Origin of the sequence: Massilia sp. NP310, from assembly GCF_019443485.1 — a bacterium.
GTDB lineage: Bacteria > Pseudomonadota > Gammaproteobacteria > Burkholderiales > Burkholderiaceae_D > Telluria > Telluria timonae.
Genome location: NZ_CP080379.1, coordinates 1,435,328 through 1,460,253, shown reverse-complemented (window position 1 = coordinate 1,460,253; position 24,926 = coordinate 1,435,328). Strand labels below are relative to the sequence as shown.

Annotated in this window: 16 protein-coding genes; 14 read left to right on the top strand and 2 right to left on the bottom strand. The window is 66.9% G+C overall.

Annotated elements, in window-relative coordinates; genetic code table 11:
- Positions 1–2: 2 nt before the first annotated feature.
- Positions 3–440 carry an FKBP-type peptidyl-prolyl cis-trans isomerase gene (locus KY496_RS06485; protein ID WP_005670449.1) on the bottom strand — a complete coding sequence of 146 codons (438 nt, stop codon included), beginning with the start codon at positions 438–440 and terminating at the stop codon, positions 3–5.
- Between the two features lie 397 nt (positions 441–837).
- Here KY496_RS06485 and KY496_RS06480 point away from each other — a divergent pair, with 397 nt between their 5' ends.
- Entirely contained in the window at positions 838–3,645 is a 2,808-nt protein-coding gene (locus KY496_RS06480) for a TonB-dependent receptor (protein WP_219864267.1), read from the top strand.
- Positions 3,646–3,742: 97 nt separating this feature from the next.
- Here KY496_RS06480 and KY496_RS06475 read toward each other — a convergent pair whose 3' ends face one another.
- Positions 3,743–4,471, bottom strand: coding sequence for a GntR family transcriptional regulator (locus KY496_RS06475; protein WP_219864266.1), 729 nt, complete (start codon positions 4,469–4,471; stop codon positions 3,743–3,745).
- A gap of 637 nt (positions 4,472–5,108) precedes the next feature.
- Here KY496_RS06475 and KY496_RS06470 point away from each other — a divergent pair.
- The 13 genes from KY496_RS06470 (at position 5,109) to KY496_RS06410 (ending at position 24,888) form a co-directional block, all read left to right on the top strand.
- The gene (locus KY496_RS06470) at positions 5,109–5,840 is read left to right on the top strand and encodes a gluconate 2-dehydrogenase subunit 3 family protein (RefSeq protein ID WP_219864265.1); all 732 of its coding nucleotides are present in this window, start codon (positions 5,109–5,111) and stop codon (positions 5,838–5,840) included.
- A 6-nt stretch (positions 5,841–5,846) separates the two neighbouring features.
- Positions 5,847–7,622, top strand: coding sequence for a GMC family oxidoreductase (locus KY496_RS06465; RefSeq protein WP_005670458.1), 1,776 nt, complete (start codon positions 5,847–5,849; stop codon positions 7,620–7,622).
- Between the two features lie 12 nt (positions 7,623–7,634).
- Positions 7,635–9,032 carry a cytochrome c gene (locus tag KY496_RS06460; RefSeq protein ID WP_219864264.1) on the top strand — a complete coding sequence of 466 codons (1,398 nt, stop codon included), beginning with the start codon at positions 7,635–7,637 and terminating at the stop codon, positions 9,030–9,032.
- 245 nt (positions 9,033–9,277) lie between these two features.
- Complete coding sequence (locus tag KY496_RS06455) at positions 9,278–10,384, top strand: acyltransferase family protein (RefSeq protein ID WP_219864263.1); 1,107 nt, start codon at positions 9,278–9,280, stop codon at positions 10,382–10,384.
- 336 nt (positions 10,385–10,720) lie between these two features.
- Positions 10,721–13,387, top strand: a complete 2,667-nt coding sequence (locus KY496_RS06450; protein WP_219864262.1) for a TonB-dependent receptor — start codon at positions 10,721–10,723, stop codon at positions 13,385–13,387.
- Between the two features lie 97 nt (positions 13,388–13,484).
- Positions 13,485–15,401, top strand: a complete 1,917-nt coding sequence (locus tag KY496_RS27060) for an MFS transporter (protein WP_229520449.1) — start codon at positions 13,485–13,487, stop codon at positions 15,399–15,401.
- Complete coding sequence (locus tag KY496_RS06440) at positions 15,398–16,642, top strand: ABC transporter substrate-binding protein (RefSeq protein WP_373889473.1); 1,245 nt, start codon at positions 15,398–15,400, stop codon at positions 16,640–16,642. Before KY496_RS27060 ends, KY496_RS06440 begins: the two co-directional genes overlap by 4 nt.
- Before the next feature lie 38 nt (positions 16,643–16,680).
- Positions 16,681–19,242, top strand: coding sequence for a family 20 glycosylhydrolase (locus tag KY496_RS06435; RefSeq protein WP_229520448.1), 2,562 nt, complete (start codon positions 16,681–16,683; stop codon positions 19,240–19,242).
- A gap of 88 nt (positions 19,243–19,330) precedes the next feature.
- Positions 19,331–20,626, top strand: coding sequence for an ABC transporter substrate-binding protein (locus tag KY496_RS06430; protein ID WP_229520447.1), 1,296 nt, complete (start codon positions 19,331–19,333; stop codon positions 20,624–20,626).
- Complete coding sequence (locus KY496_RS06425; RefSeq protein ID WP_219864260.1) at positions 20,598–21,305, top strand: response regulator; 708 nt, start codon at positions 20,598–20,600, stop codon at positions 21,303–21,305. Before KY496_RS06430 ends, KY496_RS06425 begins: the two co-directional genes overlap by 29 nt.
- Positions 21,268–22,776, top strand: coding sequence for an ATP-binding protein (locus KY496_RS06420; RefSeq protein WP_219864259.1), 1,509 nt, complete (start codon positions 21,268–21,270; stop codon positions 22,774–22,776). The genes KY496_RS06425 and KY496_RS06420 overlap by 38 nt, the downstream gene beginning before the upstream one ends.
- Positions 22,777–22,849: 73 nt before the next feature.
- Positions 22,850–23,839 (top strand): LysR substrate-binding domain-containing protein, encoded by a 990-nt coding sequence (locus tag KY496_RS06415; RefSeq protein ID WP_219864258.1) that lies wholly within the window; start codon positions 22,850–22,852, stop codon positions 23,837–23,839.
- A 77-nt stretch (positions 23,840–23,916) separates the two neighbouring features.
- Positions 23,917–24,888: a glycoside hydrolase family 43 protein gene (locus tag KY496_RS06410; RefSeq protein ID WP_219864257.1), complete on the top strand. Its 972-nt coding sequence runs from the start codon at positions 23,917–23,919 to the stop codon at positions 24,886–24,888.
- Positions 24,889–24,926 lie beyond the last annotated feature (38 nt).

Below are 24,926 nucleotides of genomic sequence, written 5' to 3'. Positions count from 1 at the left end.
GGTTAGCGCACGTCGAGCAGTTCGACGTCGAAGATCAGGCTCGCGTTCGGTGGAATCGGACCTGCGCCGCCGGCGCCATAGCCCATCTCGGGCGGCAGGATCAGGGTGCGCTTGCCGCCGACCTTCATGCCTTGCACGCCTTCGTCCCAGCCGCGGATGACCTGGCCGGCGCCCAACTGGAAGCTGAACGGCGCGCGTCCGACCGAGGAGTCGAACTGCGTGCCGCGCAGCGTTTCCTTGCCCGGCTCGTACAGCCAGCCGGTGTAGTTGACGACCGCGGTGGCGCCGGCCACGGCTTCCTTGCCGCTTCCGGGAATGGTGTCGATCTTCTGGAAGGCGACCGCGGACGCGGCCGACTGCGGCGCCTGGGCGCGGTCGCAGCCGGCCAGCGCCAGGGTCAGGCCCAGGCCGAGGACGCAGGAGGACAGCAGGTGTTTCATAGTCTTCTTTCTTTGATGGTTGCCGTAAATGGGATGCCCGGGAGCATACATGGCGCCGCGCGCGCTGCCAACACCGGCGCATCCACGAGGCGAGCCCATGTTCGCGGCCGGAGTTGGCCACCCGGCCGGCGTGACGCCGTCGAGCGCGATTCCGGCGCGGCGAGCCGCGTGCGCGCGACACACTGGACCTTGCAACTGTCGCCAACAAGCCCGCTTCGGCGGGCTTTTTTTCGTATGTACGCCAATCCGGCGCGCCTTGTAAAAGGATGTATGAAATATTTTGTGTACTTATGTCAACGGAATGACATGCCAGAGCGTTAAGGCTGGTATCGAAGGGCGCGACCCGGCATGTCCGGAGCACGTGTACGCAAGCCCGAATCACAGAATTGGAGAGTGAATGACCCGATTGAAAGTCAAGCCGATCTGCGCCGCCATCATGCTGATGTCGGCCTACGGCGCGCCAGCCCTGGCGCAAACCGCCGCCGCCACCGACGCCACCGAACAGACCGCGCCGGCGGCCGAATCCTCTCCAGCCGTACCAGCCGCGCCGGCGCCCCAGGCCGCGCCAGCCGCCGCCGTGGTCCAGGTCACCGGCCTGCGCCAGAGCCTGCGCTCGGCCGAGGACATCAAGCGCGACGCCGCGCAGGTGGTGGATGCCATCAATGCCGACGACATCGGCAAGTTCCCCGACCGCCAGGCGGGCGACGCGCTGCAGCGCGTGGCCGGCGTGCAGGTGGGGCGCGACCGCGGCGAAACCAGCACCGTGATCATCCGCGGCCTGCCGGACGTGGCGACCACGCTCGACGGCAACGAGATCTTCACCGCCGCCGGCCGCCGCCTGTCCTACCAGGACTTGCCGGTGCAGTCGATCGCCGGCATGGAAGTGTACAAATCGGCCACCGCCAACCAGTTCGAGGGCGGCATCGCCGGCGCCGTCAACATCCGCCTGCGCGCGCCGTTCGACAACAAGGGCTTCACCGCGACCGGCTACGTCGAGGACCGCGTCAACCAGACCAATGGCAGCGGCAATACCTCGGACAAGCACAGCCCGGGCGGCGGCTTCCTGGTCAGCAACCGCTGGAACACCGACTTCGGCGAGATGGGGGCGCTGTTCGACGTCGCCGTCAACCGCGACAACTGGGCCTTCCCGGTGCAATACGTCGACCGTCCCGACAATGTGTTCTCGGTCAGCCCGGACGGCAGCGCCACGCGCCTGGGCAACGTCGGCCCGTATGCGCCGGCCGCGCCGGGCGACGTGCTGGGCCAGCTGCCGAACATCGGCGGCATCTACAACGCCGGCCAGCGCGAGCGCCAGAGCGTGCACGGCGCCTTCCAGTGGAAGGTCAATCCACGTCTGACGGCCAACGCCCAGTACCTGGGCATGGGTTACCAGGGCCGCAACAGCGTGAATTACGTGATGAGCAACGCCACCTGGGCGCCGCGCCTGACCGACGTGGTGCTGGCGCCGCAAGGCAGCGCCTGCGCCACGCCGCAGGGCGCGATCTGCCCGATCCTGGCCGCCAGCGCACCGGCCGCGCAGTTCGGCAATGCCTACGACTGGGATCCGTACACGGCGTCGAGCACCTGGGGCCAGAACGAGCGCACCACCACCCACTACCTGAACCTCGGCCTGAAGTACGCCGACGGTCCGCTCAGCGTCGATTCGCAGTTCGGCTATACCCGCTCCAAGTTCGTCAACGACACCGTGATCGTCGACCAGCAGGTGCCGGGCGCCAGCGCCAGCGTGTATTCGTACGGCGCCGACGGTCACGGCGGCTTCAATGCGATCACGCTGCCGGGCAGCGCCGGCAATGCGCTGCAGGACCCACGCAACTACGTGTTGCGCGGCATGGTCCAGAACTGGAACGAGCAGACCGGCAGCCAGCTGCAATGGCGCACCGACGCCACGTATCGCCTGGGCGGCGACGGCTTCTTCACGGCCCTGCTGGGCGGCCTGCGCCTGTCCTCGCGCAAGGCCAGCTACCACGGCGCCGAAGGCCACGCCGATTTCACCGGCGAGCGTCCTAGCGCCATCGGCGCCCTCGGCCCGTCGTTCCAGGCGAGGGTAGCCGGCCTCGACCGCCTGGGCGGCGCCTGGTACGGCCCGTCGGCCGACTACCTGATCGACAATGCCGACGCCGTGCGCAACCTGTACGGCGTCGCCAGCGGCCGCGTGCCGGACGACCCGGGCCGCCTGTTCGACCAGCGCGAACGCAACGCGACCCTGTACCTGGCGGCGCGCTGGGCGGCGAACCCGGGCGGCATCGACGTCAAGGGTGAAATCGGCGGGCGCGTGGTGCGCCTCAATCGTGAGCTGAGCGGCATGACCCGGATCGGCGACGAGGTGTCGAACGTCGACCTGTCGACCTACGAAACAAATTACCTGCCGAGCGCTTCGGCGGTGGTCGGCTGGACCGAAGACCTGCAGTCGCACTTCTCGGTCGGCAAGACCATCACCCGGCCGAACTTCGGGACGCTCAATCCGGCCCTGACCCTGGTGCCGTCGACCGTCAACGTGCCGGGCAGCGGCAGCGCCGGCAATCCCTACCTGGAGCCGACCCGCTCGACCAATATCGACGCCACGCTCGAATACTACTTCCAGAAGAACGGCTTCGCCCAGGTCGCGCTGTTCCACCGCGACATCGACGGCTACGAGCAGAGCTTCACGCGCGACGAAGTCATCGACGGCCAGGTGTATCGCGTGACGCGTCCGCAGAACTCGGGCAAGGGCCGGCTGCGCGGGGCCGAATTCGGGGTCCAGAAGTTCTTCGACTTCCTGCCCGGCCCATGGGCCAACTTCGGCGCCCAGGCCAACTACACCTGGATCGACGGCGAGAACCAGAGCCGCACCGCGTTCGACAGTGACACCTATACGACCACGCCGCTGACGGGCGTGGCCAAGAAGAGCTACAACTTCGCGCTGCTATACGAGGGCAACGGCATCACCGGCCGCCTGGCCGCGACCCGCCGCGGCGACTACGTGGAGCAGATCGCCGAGGCGCCGTTCAACCAGGACCGCGTGGTCAAGGCCGCGATCTTCGTCGACCTGAGCATCGGCTACGAGATCAACGACAAGGTCTCGCTGCAGTTCGACGCGATCAACCTGACGAAGGCCAAGTTCGAAAGCTCGCTGGGCGAACACATGCCGCGCGACGTGCGCTACAACCCGACGACCTATGGCCTGAGCCTGCGGTTCCGGATGTAAACGCCGTCCGGCGGGGCGGCAAAACGAAGGCGCCGGCGTCCTGATGGGAGGCCGGCGCCCTGCAGTGCAACGCTGGTGGATCGGCGTAGCGCGAAGGTCAGGACACCTTGCGCAATGGCGCGGCGTCGTCCACCATCTCCATCACCGAATTGCGCTTGTCCAGCAAGTGAAGCGACAGGATCGCCGCCAGGCGCTTGCCGTCGCGCGCCTCGAGCGCCTCCATCATCTGGCGATGTTCTTCGATCGCCTGGTCCCATTTCTCCGGCTTGATGTTCGACTTGAGGCGCAGCGATTGCAGCCGCCGGTTCATGTTCAGGTAGGTATGGTGCAGCACCGAGTTGCGCGCCGCTTCGGAGATCTTGTTGTGGATCGCCTGGTTGCGGCTGTAGTAGCCGGGCAGGTCTCCCTGTTCGCGGCAGGTCAGCATCGCATCGTGCAGCGCCCGGATCTCGGCGACTTCCTCGGGCGTGATCCGTGCGCACGCGTGTTCGCCCGCGAGGGCTTCGAGACCGCTGACGAACTCGAAGGTTTCCCATACTTCTTGCTGCGACATCTTGTAGACCGAGGCGCCGCGGTTCGGCGAGATCTCGATCAGGCCCTCCGCGGCCAGCGCCTTCAGGGCTTCGCGCAGCGGTGTGCGCGAAATGCCCATGGTTTCGCACAGCTCCCGTTCGTTGAGCTTCGTCCCGGGCGGAAAGACGGATTCGACGATCAGCCGGCGCAGGTGGGACACCACTGTTTCATGCAGGTGTTGCCGCGCGAGCTTTGGAAGGGAGGGCGCGGCGACGCCGGGCTCCGCGGCCGGTACAACTTCCGAGTTTTGCATCAATGTCTCCACTTCCATAATTTTGGAGGAATTCTATCATTCAGGCGTATTTGCATTGTTGAAACCAGGCTTAACCTCGTGAACCGGTCAACCCGTGTCGCATGGCGGACACGGCGCGGACGTTTCATTTGCGCAACAAGCGACCGCAGCGCCCGAAGGCCCCATCCACATGAGGGCAGGGTGACCAAGTTTCAGGCCCGACGCTGCGCGACAGTGCCTTCCGAATGCGCACATGGCGTGCGGCTGGTTTGGCGTCCGATCTCTCCACCTCGCTTTCGCGCCCGCGAACAGCGGATGGGCGCGTGCCGAAGCGCTGGCTAGGGTCCGTCAAAGCAGGCTACCGCTGTCGACCGAACCGTAAAATCAGAACATTCTAAAACTTCTGAACTTTCGAAATAGCCATTCTAGCACCTGCACGAGGCTTGTGGTGTGTAACTGCGGGTTGCAGCACCAATGTGCTTGGCGGTCGTTTTAACTTGCGCTGTTACTCGCGCTCAACCCTTTTGCGTCTCAAATTTTTTTTTGCGGAAATTATTGATCACCAATATTTCGATTTGGCATAGTAGGGCGGTTGTTGGTACTATGTATCTTGCATTTTGCATACAAAATACATTCTTCACATTGAGAGAGAGACTTCATGTCCGACGATCAGCAATCCCCATCGCGGCGGCGCCTCATCAAGAGCCTGGTGTTCGTGCCCATGGGCGCGGGCGCAGCGGCGGCAGCCATCCATCAGGGTCTGCCCAACGCCAATGCCACCGCCACCGCAGCACCGAAAGGCAAGCCGAATCCCTACACGCCCAAGTTCTTCAACGCGAAGGAATGGAAATTCGTGATCGCCGCGGTCGATCGCCTGATTCCGCATGACGAGCACGGCCCCGGCGCCGTCGAACTGGGCGTGCCCGAGTTCATCGATCGCCACATGCAGTCGCCGTATGCATCCGGCAGCATCTGGTACATGCAGGGACCGTTCCTGGAAGCGACCTCGGAGTTCGGTTACCAGGGCAAGCTGGCGCTGAAGGACATCATCCGCGTCGGCATCGCCAACGTGGATGCCTATTGCGCCAAGACCTACTCGGGCAAGGCCTTCGCCGACCTCGACGTGCGCATGCAGGAATCCGTCCTCAAGGAACTCGAAGGCGGCAAGATCAAGCTCGCCGACATCTCGTCGAAGACCTTCTTCGCCGACTTCCTGGCCGAGACCCGCGCCGGCTACTTCTCCGATCCTAGCCACGGCGGCAACAAGGACATGGGCGCCTGGAAGATGATCGGTTACCCCGGCATGCGGGGCGACTACCTGGAGTGGGTGAAGATTCGCGACAAACCGTATCCGCTGGGACCGGTGGACCTGGCTGGACGGAGGGGATAAGAGAATATGGCAATCGTAAAAGAGAAAAAAGACGTGGTCATCGTCGGCGCCGGCTGGGTCGGCGCCATCATGGCCAAGGAATTGACGGACGCTGGCCTGAACGTGGTCATCCTGGAACGCGGCCCGGACCGCGACACGCAGACCGACTTCGCCTATCCGCGCGTGATCGACGAGCTCGAAGGCTCGGTGCACCGCAAATACCTGCAGTCGCTGGCGCAAGAGACCGTGACGATCCGTCACAACCTGAACACCGTGGCGGTGCCGAAGCGCCGCATGGGTTCGTTCAAGCCGGGCACCGGCGTGGGCGGCGCGGGTTCGCACTGGTCGGGCGTGCACTTCCGTGCGCTGCCGGAAGACTTCAACCTGCGCAGCACGATGGAGCAGCGCTACGGCAAGAAAATCATGCCGGAAGGCATGTCGATCCAGGATTTCCCGATCACCTATGAAGAGCTGGAGCCGCATTTCTCGCACTTCGAATACGTGTGCGGCACCTCGGGCAAGGCTGGCGTGTTGAACGGCAAGGTGGTCGAAGGCGGCAACCCGTTCGAAGGCTCGCGTTCGCGCGAATACCCGCTGGGACCGAACCCGGACTACCTGGGCGGCGAAATGTTCTACAAGGCGGCGCGCGAAATGGGTTACCACCCGTTCCCGATCCCGGCCTCGAACACCTCGGCCAGCTATGTCAACCCGTACGGCTGCCAGATGGGCCCGTGCAACTTCTGCGGCTTCTGCTCGGACTACGGCTGCCTGAACTACTCGAAGGCCAGCCCGAACATCAACATCTTCCCGGTGCTGCGTGGCCGCAAGAATTTCGAGATGCGCACGCTGGCCCAGGTGCTGAAGGTGAACCTGACGGCGGACGGCAAGATGGCCACCGGCGTGAACTACCTGGACGCTGGCGGCCAGGAATGCGAACAGCCGGCGGACATCGTCATCCTGGGCGCATTCTCGCTGTATAACGTGCACCTGATGCTGGTGTCGAAGATCGGCCCGGCCTACGACCCGGTAACCAAGACTGGCACCGTCGGCAAGAACTACTCGTACCAGAACCTGAACCGCGTCTCGCTGTTCTTCGACAAGAACGTGCACGCCAACCAGTTCATGGGCATCGGCGGCGGCGGCACCACCTTCGACGACCTGAACGGCAACCGCAACGATCCGACCAAGTCGGGCTTCGTCGGCGGCGGCGTGATCTGGGCGCGCCAGCCAGGCGGCGGTCCGGTGCGCGGCATCGCCACCGCGCCGGGCGTGCCGAACTGGGGCAGCGACTGGAAGAAGGGCGCCAAGGACGCGATGCGTCACTCGTTCTACTACGAAGTGCAGGGTTCGTGCATGGCCTACGACGACGCCTACCTGGACCTGGATCCGAACTACAAGGATGCCTTCGGCCGTCCGCTGCTGCGCATGACCTTCGACTGGCATGACAACGAGATCGCGGCATCGGCCTACCTGGTCGACAAGGCGCAGGAGATGTGCAAGGTCCTGAATCCGCTGGCGACCAAGGGCGATGCCAAGAAACCGGGCACGCACTACAACATCAACCAGTACCAGAGCACGCACACGGTCGGCGGCGCGATCATGGGCGCCAATCCGAAGACCTCGGCCCTGAACAAGTACCTGCAGTCGTGGGATGTGCCGAACGTGTTCGCGCCGGGCGCCAACGCCTTCCCGCAGAACAACGGCTACAACCCGACCGGCATGGTCGGCGCGCTGGCCTACTGGTGCGCGAAAGCGATCCGGGAACAGTACATCAAGAACCCGGGCCCGCTGGTGCAGGCATAAGAGGACGAACACATGACCAAACAAAAACCTGTCAAGAAAATCGTCCTCGGTCTCGCCATCGCCGGCGCGGTGGTCCTTGCCGGCGCCTATGGCTATGCCGTGGCACCGACCGAGACCCGCAAGATCGAACCGGGTCCGCAGCTCGCCAATCTGGCCAATGGCGCCAAGCCTGACGCCGGCCTGATCGAGAAGGGCCGCTACGTCGCCACCGCGTCCGACTGTATCGCCTGCCACACGGCGCCGGGCGGCAAGGAGTTCGCCGGCGGCCGCGTGATCCAGTCGCCGATCGGCAATATGTACGCGACCAACGTCACGCCGGACAAGGAAACCGGCATCGGCAACTACTCGCTGGACGATTTCGATCGTGCGGTCCGCCACGGCATCGTGCCGAGCGGCGGCACCCTGTATCCGGCGATGCCGTTCCCGTCGTATGCCCGCATGAGCGACGACGACATGCGCGCGCTGTACGCCTACTTCATGCACGGCGTCGAGCCGGTCAAGCAGGCCAACCGCGACAACGAGATCAGCTGGCCGCTGTCGATGCGCTGGCCGCTGGGCATCTGGCGCAAGACCTTCGTGCCGGTGCAGGGCCCGATGGACCTGACGAAGTACGCCGACCAGAAGATCGCCCGCGGCGCCTACCTGGTGCAGAGCCTGGGCCACTGCGGCAGCTGCCACACCCCGCGTGCGGCGACGCTCAACGAACTGGCGCTGGACGAATCCGGTCCGGAATACCTGGCCGGCGGTCCGCTGATCGATGGCTGGCTGGCGGTCAACCTGCGCGGCGACAAGGTCGACGGCATGGGCAACTGGACGGCGCAGGACATCGTCGACACGCTCAAGACCGCCCGTAACAAGCACTCGGGCGTGCTGGGCGAGCCGATGCAGGACGTGGTCAAGCACAGCACCCAGAACATGCTTGATGCCGACCTGATGGCGATGGCGCTCTACATCAAGAGCCTGCCGGAGAGCGGCAACAAGAAGGCCACCTTCGCCGCCAGCGACGCCACCGTGCAGAAGATCATGCAGGGCAACGACAGCGAACGCGGCGTCCAGCTCTACCTGGACAACTGCGCGGCCTGCCACCGCGTGGACGGCAAGGCGGCCGGCGACGTGTTCCCTGCGCTGCCGGGCAATCCGACCGTGCTGCAGGAAGATCCGACCTCGCTGATCCGCGTGATCCTGGCCGGCGCGCGCCTGCCGTCGACCCACACGGCGCCGTCGGACCTGGGCATGCCGGGCTTCGCATGGCGTCTGTCGGATGAAGAGACCGCGCAGCTGGTGACCTTCGTTCGCAACAGCTGGGGCAACCAGGCTTCGCCGGTCGGCGCGGCTGACGTAGCGAAGGTGCGCAAGCTGGTCAAGGAGCACGAGCTGCACACGGCGGACAAGGGCGATACCAAGCACTGATCCGGCACCGGACGGCGGCGCCGTCGGCATTCGTCAGATCGACGGGTGCTGGCGGCGCCGTTTTTCGTTAACCGGCCGGAAAGACCGTCCTTGTAAAGAAGTGTAAGGCCCGGGTTCGGGCTCGAAAGGGTAAATTCCTGTCGAATCAATGACTTGGGCTCAGTTCTCCGACGCCGGGCAGGGCGTTGCGGCAGGGTGTTGCGCCATGCTAGGGTGAATCCGTCATGTCAAATGGAAACCCGCCGATGCCCCCTTCGACCACCTCCCGCAATCTCTCGATCGACGTCCTGCGCGGCCTGACCCTGGCCCTGATGATCGTCGTGAACACGCCCGGCAGCTGGGGCGCGCAATATGCGCCGCTGGTGCACGCGCCATGGCATGGCTACACCCTGACCGATCTGGTGTTCCCTTCCTTCCTGTTCGTGGTCGGCTGCGCACTGAGGCTGAGCATGAAGAAGCTGGGGAGCATGGAGGACGGCCGCTTCATGCGGACCGTGTTCCGACGCGGCCTGCTGATCTTCCTGTGCGGCTTCCTGCTGTACTGGTTCCCGTTCTTCACGCCCGACGGCGCCTTCATCCCTTTCGGCGAGGTGCGCATCATGGGCGTCCTGCAGCGCATCGGCCTGTGCTACCTGATCGCGGCCCTGGTCGTGCGCTACGGCGGCGTGCGCGGCGCGCTGGTCGCCGGCGCGGTCCTGCTGCTCGGCTACTGGTGGGTGCTGTGGCAGTTCGGTGACTATACCCTGGCGGGCAACGCCGTGCGCACGCTCGACCTGGCCGTGCTGGGCGCCTCGCACATGTACACGGGCGACGGCATTCCCTTCGACCCCGAAGGCATCCTGAGCACCTTGCCGGCTATCGTGAACGTCCTTGGCGGCTACCTCGCCGTCGCCTGGATCGAACGCGCGGGCCGCAGCCTGCGGACGGTGACGACGCTGCTCGCGGCGGGCGCCGCCTGCATCCTGTTCGCACACGGCTGGGACGCCGCCTTCCCGATCAACAAGAAGCTGTGGACCAGCTCCTACGTCGTGGTCAGCATCGGCTGGAATCTCGTGCTGCTGGCCGTGCTGGTGTGGGCCATCGACATGAAAGGACTGCGGGCCGGCACGTCGTTCTTCGACGTGTTCGGCAAGAACACGCTGTTCATCTACATGCTGTCGACGCTCGGCGTGGTGGCGCTGGTACGCCTGCGGGTGGGCGGGATGTCGCTGTATCAGTGGCTGTACCAGGAAGCGATCCTGCCCTGGAGCGAGCCGGTCCTGGCGTCCTTCCTGTTCGCGCTCGGGTACATGCTGGCCTGCTGGATCGTGGCGTGGGCGATGGACCGGCGCGGCATCTACGTCAAGCTGTAAGTCGGTTGTTGCAATTGCGGCACAGCGCTCTGTAATGAATTGTAAGGAATTGAATACTTGTCTCGCCTGAAATCCGATGCGCCAGGGATTTCCCGACGAAATATCCCGCGCAATGTAAAGAAGTGTAAGCGCCAGCTTATCGCTTGAGGTAAAAGCGCATAAAAATCAAGTGCTTATGAGTATTCCTACGCATCCGGTGGCCTCATTTGGCCTGTCCTGGTAACGGTGCTACTGTCAAAACATGCAACGAAGAAAGTGGAATAGACAGCAGCACACAGGCAGGTGGGATCAATCGAGATGACGGCATCACCGTCGCGCTACCAAAAGGAAAACAGCATGCTTGAATCGAACCGCAGGAAGACCTTGATCAGTTCGGCCGTCGCAGGCGCCCTGGCGTTGCTGGCGGCGCGGGCTTCAGCGCAGGAAGCTGCAGCGCAAGTCCCGCCGCCGGCTTCCGACACCATCCAGGAAGTGATGGTCACCGCCACCCGCTACAGCACCTCGCTCCTGAAGACCCCGGTCGCGGTGTCCGCCGTGACCCAGGAAGAGCTGACCCGCAAGGGCGTGGTCAACATCAAGGCGCTGACCGGCGACATCCCGAACCTGCAGCTGGGCGGTGCGGTCGACGGTAGCTCGGGCGTGCAGATCGCGATTCGCGGCGTGTCGAACTCGGACTTCACCGAGATCGGCAACCCGGCCGTCGGCCTGCACGTCGCCGGCATCTATTCGCCGCGGCCGCAAGGCGCGCTGGCGCTGCTGTTCGACCTGGACCGCCTGGAAGTGCTGCGCGGCCCGCAGGGCACGCTGTTCGGCCGCAACTCGACCGGCGGCAGCATCAACATCATCCCGAACAAACCGGTCCTCGATAGCGACGAGGGCAACGTGATGCTGGACGTGGGCAACTACAACCAGCGCCAGCTCTCGGTCGTGCAGAACATCCCGGTCAACGACCGCTTCGCGCTGCGCCTCACCGCCAGCGGCGTCAAACGCGACGGCTGGATCGACCAGACCCGCGACGACTACGACGTCGATATGCCGTCCAAGGGCTTCTACGCCGACGGCATTCCCGACACCGACCAGCGCCTGAATCGCGACGTCGACAAGAGCGACTACTACACCAACCGCGACCAGTGGGCGGCGCGCATCTCCGGCCTGTGGAAGGTGACGAACAATCTGCAATGGCTGCTGGCGTTCGAGAACTACCAGAACAACGATGCCGGCGACATCGCCATGAAGGATTGCGATCAGGCGGCCGGCACGCCGTATGCCTGCACCGGCGGCAAGTACAGCGTGGCGATCAACATCCCGGGCATTACCGACATGTCGATCCGCACCGCGCGCTCGAACCTGGTGTGGAACGTGAATGCGCAAACGGACGTCGAGTACAGCTATGCGCACGCGATCCAGCGCCGCTTCCAGCAGCAGGACAGCGACGGCGGCTACCACCCGATCGAGGCCGACGTGGACGCCACCGCCTGGGCTATCGGCGACCGCTGGCCGGTGTACGACAACGGCACCTATACGCTGGCCTCGAAATTCGCATCAAGCGTGCACGAGCTGCAGCTGCGCCAGAACTTCGGCGGCCTGCGCTACGTGGCAGGTCTGTTCTACATGAAGGAAAAGAACACCCTCGATTATGGCCAGGACTTCCGCGGCGGCGGCCCCAATGGCTACCCGACCGCGAACTTCTACCACCAGCCGCACCGCATCTCGGAGTCGAAAGCCGTCTTCGCCCAGGCCGATTGGGAATTCATCCCCAAATGGACGCTGACCGTCGGGGCGCGCGCAAGCCGTGACGAGCGCGAGGACGCCAACGGCCAGTTCTGGGAAGCCTACGGCACCGACTATTTCAACGGCCTGTACACGCCCGGTGCGCCGGGCACGCCGGGCTGGCAGGGCATCGATTCGAGCATGCTGTTGCCGGGCATGGGCGCCTATTACGGCAGCGGCGCCTTCCCGGCCGCGGCCTCGATCAGCAACCACAAGGATGCCTGGCGCAAGACCACCGGCCGCCTGGGCCTGACCTGGCAGCTTGATACCCGCACCATGTTCTACACCTCGCTGTCGACCGGCTACAAGGCCGGCGGCTTCAACGACCGCTTCAACCTGTGCGGCAATATGCTGGACCCGAACGGCGTGCCGTACGACTGCGCCACCGGTCCGAGCGGCCCGCAGTATTCCTTCTTGCCGTACAGCCCCGAGACCGTCACCAACCTGGAATTCGGCTACAAGGGCAAGATGCTGGACGACCGCCTGACCCTGTCGGCCACCCTGTTCTACAGCCGCTACAAGGACATGCAGATGACGGGCCAGCACACGGTCGGCCAGAACAAGCGGCCGTGCGCCGCCGACAACCCGGGCTGCAACGCGGTGATCAGCTGGTGGTCGACCCGCAATATCGGCCGCGCCAACATCAAGGGCCTCGAGCTCGAAGGCCAGTACCGCCCATGGCGCGACGCCCGCATCACCTATTCGGCTTCGCTGCTGTCGGCCAAGGTGGCCGCCTACCACACCTTCAGCGACGATTTGGGTTGCGGCTCGCGCCTGGCCCAGGGGATCACGCCTTGCCCGGACTATTACTCGGGTCCCGACACCTCCCTGTCGCAGCTGCGTCCCTACGACGTCGTCGGCAACCGGCTGCCGTACTCGCCGCCGCGCACGATGAACCTGAGCTTCTCGCAGGACTTCCACTTCAGTAATGGCTGGATGCTGACGCCGTGGATCCAGGCGCGCTGGCAGGACAAGATGTTCTTCAACCTGCGCAACCTGGACGAGGCCCACCTGTCGAGCGTGCAGGGCGCCTATGCCCAGGTGGACGGTTCGCTGCGCCTGAACGGTCCGGACGGCGACCGCTACCCCTGGTATGCGGAGCTGTACGTGCGCAACGCCTTCGACAAGCGCGCCAAAACCTGGGCCGGCATCGGCGGTCCGGACGAGCGCTTCCTGCTCGCGTCCTATAACGATCCGCGCATGTTTGGACTGCGGGTAGGTACATCCTGGTAATCTCTGGCAGCAGTAGATGGGAGGACGCAGCCGCGCGCCGGAGACCGCGCGGCCGCGCTCCTGGAACAAGAAGCATTGATCGAGGCGAAGGCAAGGAATGGCCAATCACAACAAACAACGCATGCACCTGTTCTTCCTGACGGCGATCTGCGGCCTTGGCGGGCTGCTGTACGGGGTCGACATCGGGATCATCGATCCCGCCTTGCCCTATCTGCACCGGGCCACCAGCCTGACCGAGGGCCAGTTGTCGCTGGTGGTGGCGGCCGTGATGGCCGGCTCGATCCTCGGCTCCGTGGTGGCCGGCATGCTGGCCGACTGGCTGGGACGCAAGCCGATGCTGGTGGTGAGCGCGCTGCTGTTCGTCGGCAGCGTCACCGTGATCTACCTGTCGCAATCCTTCCTGCCGCTGTTGCTGGGGCGCCTGCTGCAGGGCCTGTCCGGCGGCGTGATCGCGGTCGTGGTGCCGCTGTACCTGGCCGAATGCCTGCCGGCCGACCGGCGCGGCCGCGGCCTCGCCCTGTTCCAGTTTGCCCTCACGGCCGGCATCGTGCTGGCCGCCTTCATCGGCAACCACTACCTGGGCAATGCCGAGTTGGCGATCCAGGCCGCCGGCAGCGACGCCGCCGCCGCGACGGCCGCCGCCGACCATGCCTGGCGCAGCATGTTCATGGCCGTCGTATATCCGGGCGCGCTGTTCCTGCTCGGCTGCCTGTTCGTGTCCGAGTCGCCGCGCTGGCTGATGCGCCAGGGACGCGCCGACCAGGCGCGTGCCGTGCTGGGACGCTTGCGGCCGGCCAGCGCCTGCGCGCTTGAAGCCGACGAGATCCAGGCCTCGCTGGCCGAAGAACGCGCGCGCCCGAAGCTCTCGCGCGGTGCGGCGCTCACCGAAATGCTGACCGAGCGGCGCTACGTGCTGCCGTTCGTGCTGGCCTGCGTGATCCTGGGCTGCAACCAGGCGACCGGCATCAACTCGCTGCTGCAGTTCATGTCGACCATCCTGCAGCATGCCGGCCTCGATCCGGTGAGCGCGGCCAGCCACGGCACCGCGATCAAGATCCTGAACATGGTGATGACGGTCGGCGCCATCATGCTGGTCGAACGCAAGGGCCGCGTCTTCCTGCTCAAGATCGGCACCGCCGGCATCATGGTCTCGCTATGCCTGCTGGCGCTGCTGTTCCACCGCTTCGAGTCGCAGCGGGTCGACGTGCACGCCGAGGTGGCGGCGCTGGTACGTCATAATGCGCTCGATCTCAATTTGGTCGACGCGAAGCTGGGCAATGCCGGCGGTCCGACGCAGCTGACGATCCTGTACCAGTACGGCGATGCGCAGCAGGTCGCCGAAGCCTATACGCCGACCGCCGAAGCCCAGGCGGTGCTGGCGCGCGAGGCGGCCCTGGCAGCGACCTTGCCGCCCGAGCAGCGCGCGCTGTTGGAGGCGGCACGCGCCGCCTGGGCCGGCCGCGGCGCTGCGTCGGCACTGGATGCCGCCCAGCAGATGATCGCGAGCCTGCCGGCCGAGGCCCGCGCCACGGTCGACGCCGCGCGCCGGGTGTACATGGCCCAGCGCGTGTCGGTGCAGCCGCCGAAGGGCGCGCCGGCCGGCGTGCCTCTGGAGATCGTGCGCGCCACTGTCGGTCCCACACCGGACGAGCGCAGCGGCCAGCTGGCGGCCCTGTTCATCGCCTTCTTCATCGCCTCGTTCTCGATCGGCCCCGGCGTGTGCGTGTGGCTGGCCCTGTCCGAGCTGATGCCGACCCGGATCCGGTCGGTGGGCATGGGCGTGGCGCTGCTGATCAACCAGGGGACGGGCACGTTGATCGCCGGCGCCTTCCTGCCGATCGTCGGTAACTTCGGCTATCACATGATGTTCCTGTTCTGGGCCGCCTGCACCGCCATCTACTTCGTCACCGCCACCTTCTTCCTGCCCGAGACCCGCGGCAAGTCGCTGGAAGAGATCGAGCGGCTGTTCGCGGCGCCCAAGGCCAAGCGTGGCGCGGCGGGACAGCACGGGTGAGAGGGATCCTGAATGGCATGCTCGGCGCGCTGCTGGCGGCTCTGGCGCTGCCGGCAAGCGCTGGCACACTCGTGATCGAGAGCTGGCGTGTGGACGACAAGGCCTTGTGGGAAAACGTGCTGTTGCCGGCCTTCGCACGCCACCATCCCGACGTCACGGTGAAGTTCGCGCCGACCGCGCCGACCGGCTACGACGCGGCCGTCGGCGCACGCCTGGCCAGGGGTACGGCGGGCGACCTGATCGCGTGCCGGCCGTTCGACGTGTTCCTGGCCTTGTATCAGAGCGGCCACCTCGAGCGCCTGGACGGCAGGCCGGGCCTGCAGAATTTCGACCGATCGAGCCTGGTGGCCTGGCAGACCGACGACGGCAAGGATACTTTCTGCATGCCGGTGGCTTCCGTCATCCACGGCTTCTTCTACAACAAGGACATCTTCCGGCGCCACGACCTGCAGCCGCCGCGCACGGTGGACGATTTCTTTCGCGTGCTCGACGTCCTGAAAGAGGCGGGGGTGACGCCGCTGGCGCTGGGAACGGCCGAGCAGTGGGAGTCGAGCCAGATCGTCTACACGAGCATCGGCCCGAACTTCTGGCGCGGCGAAGAGGGGCGCAAGGCCCTGATCGCCGGGCGCGCCAGGCTTACCGACCGGCCCTATGTCGACGCGCTCGATTTCACCGCGCGCCTGGGCCGTTACCTGCCGGCGGGCGCTGCAAGACAGACCTATGCGGCCAGCCAGGCCAGGTTCGCATCGGGCGGCGCGGCGATCTATCCGGCCGGCTCGTGGGACATCGCGCACTTCAGCCGCACGCCCGGACTCGCGCTGGGCGTATTCCCGCCGCCGCTGCCCCGTGAGGGCGCCGCCTGTCATATCTCGGACCACATGGACCTGGGGCTGGGCGTGAACCGTCATTCGAAGAACAAGGAAGACGCCTACAAATTCATCGCCTGGGTCGGGTCGCAGGAGTTCGCCGACCTGTACACCAACCGATTGACCGGCTTTTTCACGCTGTCGCACCACCTGATCGCAGTGCGCGACCCGGTGGCCAAGCAGATGGCCGAATGGCGCAAGCGCTGCGCGTCGACGATCCGGATTAACGCCCAGGTGCTCAATCGCGGCCAGCCGAGCATGGAAGTCGAAATGTGGGCAGTGACCTCGCAGGTATTGAACGGGAGCCTGGCGCCGGGTGATGGCGCCGTCAGGCTGCAGAACAGGGTCGAGCAAGGCCGACCAGGGCAAAAATGATGTGGACGAGCGCGCATCGGCGCAATAAGGAGACACTCTTGGGTAAGACAACGATGGTTGGCGGCGCCGTGGCGTCGACCCTGATGGCGGTCATGATGGCCTTCGCGCCGCCGGCGACGGCGCAGGAAGCACAGGCGGCGGCGACATCCGCCGGCGCCGTGGCGAGCGGCGCCAGGCTGCACCTGCAATGGGAGCTGCGGCGCCCCGTGGCGGACGCACAGCTGCCCAAGGGGACGTCGCCGGCGCGCTTCACCCTGACCAACCGCGACACCCGGGCCTTGCCGGCGCACGGCTGGTCGCTGTACTTCAATGCGATCGACCGCATGCCCAAGGGCGCGCAATCGAACGGCATCCTGCTCGAGCAGATCGCCGGTGGCCTGTTCCGCCTGTATCCCGCCCCAGGCTTCAAGGGGCTGGCGCCGGGACAGACAGTCGACTTCGATTACCAGCACTCGGATTCGGTCTACACCTCCTCGAAGGCGCCTTCAGGGCCCTACCTGGTGTACGACGCTGCGCCGGATACCGGCGTCGCGCTCGCCTACAGCGTCGTGCCGCTGGCGCAAGCGCCGCAGGCCGGCGTCAAGGACAGCCCGCACTCGCTGGTCACCCCGCAGGATACGTACCAGCGCAATGCGCGCGCCGCGCTGCTGCCCGCGTCCGCCGTGCCGAAGGTCTTGCCGACACCATTGCAGCTCGATGCCGGGAAGGGCACGCTGGCGCTCAAGGGCAAGCCAAACGTGGAGGCGTCATCGGAGCTGGCCAATGAGGCGGCGCTGGCGCGCTCCTTGTTCGCTGCAGACCTGCCGGCCAGCGGCGGTCCTTCGCTGCGCCTTTCCGTGGCCAGCGTGCCTGGCCAGAGCTCGCCCGAAGCCTACCGCCTGACGATGGCGGACGACGGCGGCATCGCCATCGTCGGCAACAGCGCGGCCGGCGTCGCCCACGGCCTGCAGTCGCTGCGCGACCTGATGCCGTTGCCCGGGACGAAGTCGCCGGCGCTGCCCGAGCTGACCATCGTCGACGCCCCGCGTTTCGGCTACCGCGGCTTCATGCTGGACGTATCGCGCAACTTCCACGGCAAGGAGACCGTGTTCAAGTGGCTCGACCTGATGGCGCGCTTCAAGCTCAACAAGTTCCACTTCCACCTCACCGACGACGAAGGCTGGCGCCTCGAGATCGCCGGCCTGCCCGAGCTGACCGACATCGGTGCGGTGCGCGGCCACGCCGCCAGGCCCGGCGTGCGCCTGCAGCCGGCCTACGGTTCCGGCCCCGACCTGAAGGACGCCAGCGGCAGCGGCTACTTCACGCGCGACGAGTACAAGGAAATCCTGCGCTACGCCCAGGCGCGCCATATCGAGGTGATTCCCGAGATCGAGATGCCGGGCCACGCGCGCGCCGCCGTGCAGGCAATGGAGTCGCGCTATCACCGCCTGAAGGCGGCCGGCGACAAGGACTACGCCAAATACCTGCTCAACGACCTCGATGACCGCTCGGTATACAACTCGCCGCAGCTGTTCGGCGACAACGTGATCAACCCGGGGCATGAATCGAGCTACACCTTCATCGAGCACGTGGTGAACGAGGTCGTCAAGCTGCACCGCGAGGCCGGCGTGCCGCTGTCGACCATCCACATGGGCGGCGACGAATTGGCCCACGGCGCCTGGGAAAAGTCGCCCGTCAGCGCCGCCATGATGAAGAAGCACAATCTGGAGACCGTGGTCGACCTGTGGGATTATTTCTATGACCGCGTCGATGGCATCCTGCGCAAGCACGGCCTGTTCATGTCGGGCTGGGAAGAGCTGGCCGCGCGCCAGACGATGCTCGACGGCCGTCCCAAGCTGATCCCGAATCCGCGCTTCCCGGAACGCGGCTTCTCGGCCTATGTGTGGAACAACACCACCGGCAACGAAGACCTGGCCTACCGCCTGGCCAACGCCGGCTACGACATCGTCCTGACGCCGGTGACGCGCATGTACATGGACATGGCCCACAACGCCAATCCGGACGAACATGGCGTGAACTGGGGCGCCTACGTGGAGCTGGACACCGTGCACGACTTCATCCCGCTCGACATCAACAGGAATGCGCCAGAAAGCGCGCGCATCGGCAAGGACCGCCTGACCGACTACGGCAAGCGCCGCGTGCGCGGCCTGCAGGCCAACCTGTTCGTCGAGACCGTGCGCGACCCGGCCCGCATCGACTACCTGGTGATGCCGCGCCTGGTGGCGGTGGCCGAGCGCGGCTGGGCGCCTGACCCGGCCTGGGCGCGCGAAAGCGATCCGGCCAGGGCGGACGTGCTGCAGCGCGCCGCCTGGACCGGCTTCGTCAACGCCCTTGGCCAGCGCGTGCTGCCGCGCCTCGACCTGGACGGCTCGAAGGTCGCTTACCGGATCGCGCCGCCGGGGATGGTCGAGGAGGGCGGACAGGTGAAGGTGAACCACGTCCTGCCCGGGATGCTGCTGCGCTACACCGTCGATGGCAGCACGCCCAGCGCGAGCAGCCCGGTCGTGAACGGCCCGATCGCGGCGCGCGGCACCATCCGCGCCGCCGCCTTCGACCGCAACGGCAGGATGGGCCAGGTCGCCACCATCGAGCGACGCTAGCGCCCTGGCCGCCCTTGCGATATAGTCGGTGCTTTCAGCGGGATCGTGGGTGATGGCGTCGATGAAGAAAGTGGCCTGGCCTGGTGTCATGAGGTGGGCGTTGGCCCTGGCCTGCACCTGCGCCGCCGTCCCTTCTTCCGCCACGCCATCCGCCGACGGGCCCGGCCTGCAGGTGCTGCACTGGTGGACCTCGGCCAGCGAGCGCAAGGCCGCCGACTTGCTGGCGGCGCGCCTGGCCGACGAGGGCATCGCCTGGCGGGACGCCGCCATCCCGGGCGGCGCCGGGTTGGGCGCCGGCAAGGTCCTCAAGGGCAGGGTGCTGGCCGGCGATGCGCCCGAAGTCACCCAGCTGATCGGCCCGTCGATCGTCGAATGGGCCGACCTGGGCCTGCTGCTCGAACTCGACAAGGTCGCCGATTCTGACGATTGGGCCGGCTTCCTGTTCCCGACCATCCGCCAGCTCGTCGTGCACCGCCGCCACGTGGTGGCCGCGCCGCTCGGCATCCATCGCGTCAATACCCTGTACTACAACCGCCCGCTGTTCGCCCGCCTCGGCTTGACGCCGCCCGTCACCTGGCGCCAGTTCGAGGGCGTGGCGCGGCGCCTGCGCGCGGCCGGCGTGGCGCCGCTGGCCCAGAGCAGCGAGGCCTGGCAGGTCGCCGCCCTGTTCGAGAACCTGGTGCTGGCCGAGAGCGGGCCGGCCTTCTACCGCGAACTGTTCGTGCAGCGCAGCCCGGCCGCGGCGGCGGACCGGCGCACCCACGAGGCCTTGCTGCGCCTGCGCACCATCAAGGGCTGGCTGCAGGGCGAGATCGACGAGCGCCCGTGGCCCGAGGTGGTGCGCCGTTTCGCGCGCGGCCAGGCCGGCATGATGATCATGGGCGACTGGGCCAAGGCCGAGCTCAGCGAGTTCAGGGCGCTGCCCGACCGCGACTTCGGCTGCGCCGCGGCGCCGGACACCGCCGGTTACCACTTGTACAGCGTCGACACGCTGGCCATGTTCGCCGGCGACTACCGCCAGATGGCGGCCCAGGAAAGGATGGCGCGGCTGATGGTGACCCCAAGCGTGCAGGCCGGCTTCAATGCGCTCAAGGGCGGCGTGCCGGTGCGGCGCGACGCCGACCCGGCCGCCATGGACAGCTGCGCGCGCCAGTCGTGGACCGTATTCGCGCGCGGCGCGGCGGTGCAGGCGCCCAGCCTGGTGCACCGCATGGCGCTGGACGAAGCGAGCCGCGACGCCGTCATCGCCGAGGTGCACCGCTTCTTCCTGGACGACCGGGCGCCGCCGTCCCAGGCGCAGCGCCGCCTCGGCGCGCTGTTCCGGCTATTCAATCTTAAACCTCTTGGAGTGGCAGGTGCGCAAGATACTGATCGTGGACGATGACCAGAAGACCCGGGAACTGCTCAAGACCTACCTGGAGAAGAACCAGTACGAGGTGATCCTGTCGCATGACGGCGAGAGCTTCCTGGCCGCGCTGCAGGCCCAGCTCGAGGATTTGTGCCTGGTGATCCTGGACGTGATGCTGCCCGATACCGACGGCTTCATGCTGTGCCGCCAGGTGCGCCAGCGCTCCAACGTGCCGATCATCATGCTCACCGCCAGCTCGGACGAGACCGACCGCATCGTCGGCCTCGAGCTGGGCGCCGACGACTACATCGCCAAGCCCTACAGCCCGCGCGAGCTGCTGGCGCGCATCAAGGCGATCCTGCGCCGCTCGGCGCAGGACGCGCCAGCCGCGCGCTATTACCGCTTCGTCGGCTTCACGCTCGACCTCACGGAGCGCAAGGTGCTCGATCCCGACGGCGTCCAGGTGGCCCTGACCGGGCTCGATTTCCAGCTGCTGAAGTATTTCGTCGAGCACCCCGGCATCATCCTCGACCGCGGCCTGCTGTGCGAGGAAACCCGCGGGCGCGACGTCGGGCCGACCGACCGCTCGCTCGATGTCCAGGTCAGCCGCCTGCGCCTGCGGCTGAACGACGACGGCAAGCAGCCGGCGCTGATCAAGACCGTGCGCGGGGCCGGCTATGTGTTCTCGGCCGACGTCAGCGTGTCCAGTGCATAGCCGGCTCCAGCGCTGGCTGCCGGCGTCGCTGCTGGGACGCCTGATGCTGGTGATGGCGGCCGGCCTGCTCGTCACGCAGGTGGCGGCCAGCGCGATCTGGGCCAGCCAGCTGCGCTACAAGTCGCAGGTCGAGACCCAGTCGGCCGCCAGGTACGTGGCGCACAGCGCGGCCGGCGCGATCCGGTTCTTTCGCAGCTTGCCGCCGGCCTATCGCGCGCTCATCATCCAGCAGTTGCGCGAGATGGGCGGGACGCGCTTCTTCGTCAACCTGAACCACGCCTACGTGCCGATCGAGCAGATCGCGCCGCATCCGCTGGCCGACAAGGCGATCGCCACGGTGGCCGCCACGCTGAGAAGCGACCTGCCGAATTCGCCGGGCTTCCGGCTCGCCTTCGCCTGGCCCGACCGGCTGGTGGTGGCCGAGCACGACGTGCGCCTGGAAGACTTGCCGAACGCCTGGGTCCAGCACGTGCTGCTGCTGCAGCCCGATCCGGCGCCGATCCTGGTGATCCAGACCGAGATCGAGCCGGGCAACTGGCTATACCTGGCGGCGCTGATGCCGAACCCGTACTTCCTGAGCGGCAGCGACCCGTTCAGCTGGGACCGCTTGATGCCCCAGGCGCTGTCGCTGGCCGTCGTGCTGCTGCTTTGCCTGCTGGTGGTGCGCTCGATCACGCGCCCGCTGGCCGCGCTGTCCGACGCCGCCGCCGCCGTCGGCCAGGGCCAGGACGACGCCAGAGCGCCGCTGCCCGAAACCGGCAGCCGCGAATTCGTCAACACGGCGCGCGCCTTCGGGGCCATGCGCGAGCGGATCGCCCGCTACATCGAGGACCGCGAGCGCCTGTTCATCTCGATCTCGCACGACCTGCGCACGCCGATCACGCGCCTCAAGCTGCGCGCCGAACTGCTCGACGACGAGGCCTTGCGCAACGACTTCGAGGAAGACCTGGATGAACTGGACATGATGGTCAAGGGCGCGCTGCAGTGCGTGAAGGACAGCGACATCCACGAGAACCCGGCCCGGATCCGCCTCGACGCGCTGCTGGGACGGATGGTCAGGAGCGCGCGGCTGGCCGGCCACGAGGTGCTTTACCAGCCGTCCGGCGTCGACGTGCGCGGCAAGCCGCTGGCCCTCAAGCGCGCCTTGGGCAACCTGCTCGACAACGCCCTGTACTACGGCGCCCGGGCCGAGATCGCGGTGCGCGAGGAGCCGGGCAGCGTCGTGGTCGAGGTGCGCGACCACGGGCCGGGCGTGCCCGAGGACGCGCTGGCCAGCCTGTTCGATCCCTATGTGCGGCTGGCCCATGGGCGCGAGCGCAACGATGGCGGCATGGGCCTGGGGCTGGGCATCGCGCGCGGCATCATCGAGGCCCACGACGGCCAGCTGGAACTGCGCAACCATCCCGAAGGCGGCCTGGTGGCGCAGGTACGGCTGCCCGCGCGCAGCCAGGCGGCCGTTGCCGCCGCGTGACAGAACCAGACATTATTTGACGCCCGCGCGCGCAATGCTTTAGGATTAAAAAAACGACAATTGGCCATGCGGCATGCGCGACGCATCCTCGACCCGGTTCATCCGTTTCCACCTCAAGACGCGCCATCTGGTGCTGCTGGTCGAGCTGGGGCGCCACGCATCCATCCTGCATGCCGCCGAAGCGGCGGGGCTGACCCAGCCCGGCGCCTCGAAACTGATCGGTGAGCTCGAGCACGCCCTCGGCGTGCCCTTGTTCGAACGCCTGCCGCGCGGCGTGGTCGCCACCTGGCACGGCAAGATCCTGATCCGGCGCGCCGGCGCGGCGCTGGCCGAGATGGACGCCGCCCACCAGGAAATCATGCAGGGCCTGGCCGGCGTCGACGGCCGCGTGTGCGTCGGCAGCGTGCTCACGCCGGCCGTGGCCTTGCTGCCGCAGGCGGTGAAGCTGCTCAAGGAGCGCAGCCCGCGGGTGCAGGTGGCCTTGACGGTCGAAGCCAGCGAGACGCTGGTCGAGACGCTGCGCGCCGGCGACTTCGACATCGTGGTCGGCCACGTGCTCGATCCCGCGGCCGGCGCCGAACTCGACTTCGAGCCGCTGGCCGACGAGCCGCACGCGCTGGTGGTGCGCGCCGGCCACCCCTGGCTGGCGCGCGCCGACCTGGCGCTGTCCGACCTGGCCGGCGCGGCCTGGATCCTGCCGCCGCCGTGCCGCCTGCGCGAGCAGCTGATGGCCCTGTTCATGGGCAATGGGCTGGAGCCGCCGCAGGACGTCGTCGAGACGGCGTCGCTGCCGCTGGTGCCGCAGCTGCTGGCCGACGGCGAGCGCGTGGTCGCCTTACCGCCGGAGCTGGTGCGCGCCCAGCTCGACGCCGGGCAGCTGGCGCTGCTGCCGTTCGACCTCGGGCTGCGCGCCGACGTCTACGGGATCGTCACCCGCAAGCGCCATCACCTGTCGCCCTCGGCCGAGGCGATGCTGGCGGCGCTGCGCGAAGCGGCCGGCATGGCGCGCCGCGCGCGCCAGATGAATACGGAATTGGCATATCTCCCGCGCGTTTCGTTATAGGAAACGGGCGGTGGGCGTTCGTATGATTCCTGTCACCACACGAGCAGCCGCCCACGGCGCCGAGGAGACAGCCATCCATGGACTACCGCTTGCCACTTTGCCTGGCCGGCCTGTGCGCGGCGCTTTTGCCGCTGCCGGGCCAGGCCCAGCGCCACTCCCAAGGCGCCAGCTCGCTGGGCGACTTTCCCGACCCATTCGTGCTGCCGCACGACGGCGGCTACTACGCCTATGCGACCAATGCCAACGGCAAGCACGTCCAGCTGCTGCATTCGGCCGACCTGCAGGCCTGGCGCGCGCTGCCCGATGCGATGCCGGCGCTGGCGTCCTGGGTGCGCCAGCCGGTGCCGCACGTATGGGCGCCCGAAGTCGTCAAGCTCGGCGAGCGCTACGTGCTGTACTACACGGCGCACGACCGGACCACCGACCGCCAGTGCGTCGGCGCGGCGCTGGCGCGCTCGCCGCGCGGCCCCTTCGTCGACAGCGCCGCCGCGCCGCTGATCTGCCAGGCGGCGCTGGGCGGCACCATCGACGCCAGCCCGTTCCAGGACGGCGGGCGGCTCTACCTGTACTTCAAGAACGACGGCAACTGCTGCAAGCAGCCCACCCATATCTTCGCCCAGGAGCTGAGCCCGGACGGCGTGGGGCTGGTGGGCCAGCCGGTCAGGCTGCTGACCAACGGGCGCGCATGGGAGGGCAAGGTGATCGAGGCGCCGACCATGGTCCTGCGCGACGGCCGCTATACGCTGCTGTATTCGGCCAACGATTTCGGCGACGGCTCGTATGCGGCCGGCCACGCCAGCTGCGCCGGTCCGCTGGGGCCGTGCCAGCCGGTGGGCGACGGACCGTTCCTGAAAAGCCGCCCCGAGGTGGCGCTGATGGGGCCGGGCCACCAGTCGGTGTTCCGGGCCGGGGGGCGCGACTACATCGCCTATCACGCCTGGGAACTCGAGCCCGATGGCAGTCGCGGCAAGCGGCGTTTCCTGTATATCGACAGGCTCGATTGGGTCGACGGGGCGCCGGTGGTGCGGGGACCGACCCTGGTGCGGTGAGCACGCGCCCCAGGCGTGCCGCGGCGCCGGGCGATTGC

What these genes read in the sequence shown, in the direction of transcription:
- KY496_RS06475 (WP_219864266.1), bottom strand. Translation starts at nt 4,471, where the DNA reads ATGCAAAACTCGGAAGTTGTACCGGCCGCGGAGCCCGGCGTCGCCGCG.
- KY496_RS06460 (WP_219864264.1), top strand. Translation starts at nt 7,635, where the DNA reads ATGACCAAACAAAAACCTGTCAAGAAAATCGTCCTCGGTCTCGCCATC.
- KY496_RS06455 (WP_219864263.1), top strand. Translation starts at nt 9,278, where the DNA reads ATGCCCCCTTCGACCACCTCCCGCAATCTCTCGATCGACGTCCTGCGC.
- KY496_RS06450 (WP_219864262.1), top strand. Translation starts at nt 10,721, where the DNA reads ATGCTTGAATCGAACCGCAGGAAGACCTTGATCAGTTCGGCCGTCGCA.
- KY496_RS06470 (WP_219864265.1), top strand. Translation starts at nt 5,109, where the DNA reads ATGTCCGACGATCAGCAATCCCCATCGCGGCGGCGCCTCATCAAGAGC.
- KY496_RS06420 (WP_219864259.1), top strand. Translation starts at nt 21,268, where the DNA reads ATGTGTTCTCGGCCGACGTCAGCGTGTCCAGTGCATAGCCGGCTCCAG.
- KY496_RS27060 (WP_229520449.1), top strand. Translation starts at nt 13,485, where the DNA reads ATGGCCAATCACAACAAACAACGCATGCACCTGTTCTTCCTGACGGCG.
- KY496_RS06430 (WP_229520447.1), top strand. Translation starts at nt 19,331, where the DNA reads ATGAGGTGGGCGTTGGCCCTGGCCTGCACCTGCGCCGCCGTCCCTTCT.
- KY496_RS06480 (WP_219864267.1), top strand. Translation starts at nt 838, where the DNA reads ATGACCCGATTGAAAGTCAAGCCGATCTGCGCCGCCATCATGCTGATG.
- KY496_RS06485 (WP_005670449.1), bottom strand. Translation starts at nt 440, where the DNA reads ATGAAACACCTGCTGTCCTCCTGCGTCCTCGGCCTGGGCCTGACCCTG.
- KY496_RS06410 (WP_219864257.1), top strand. Translation starts at nt 23,917, where the DNA reads ATGGACTACCGCTTGCCACTTTGCCTGGCCGGCCTGTGCGCGGCGCTT.
- KY496_RS06465 (WP_005670458.1), top strand. Translation starts at nt 5,847, where the DNA reads ATGGCAATCGTAAAAGAGAAAAAAGACGTGGTCATCGTCGGCGCCGGC.
- KY496_RS06415 (WP_219864258.1), top strand. Translation starts at nt 22,850, where the DNA reads ATGCGCGACGCATCCTCGACCCGGTTCATCCGTTTCCACCTCAAGACG.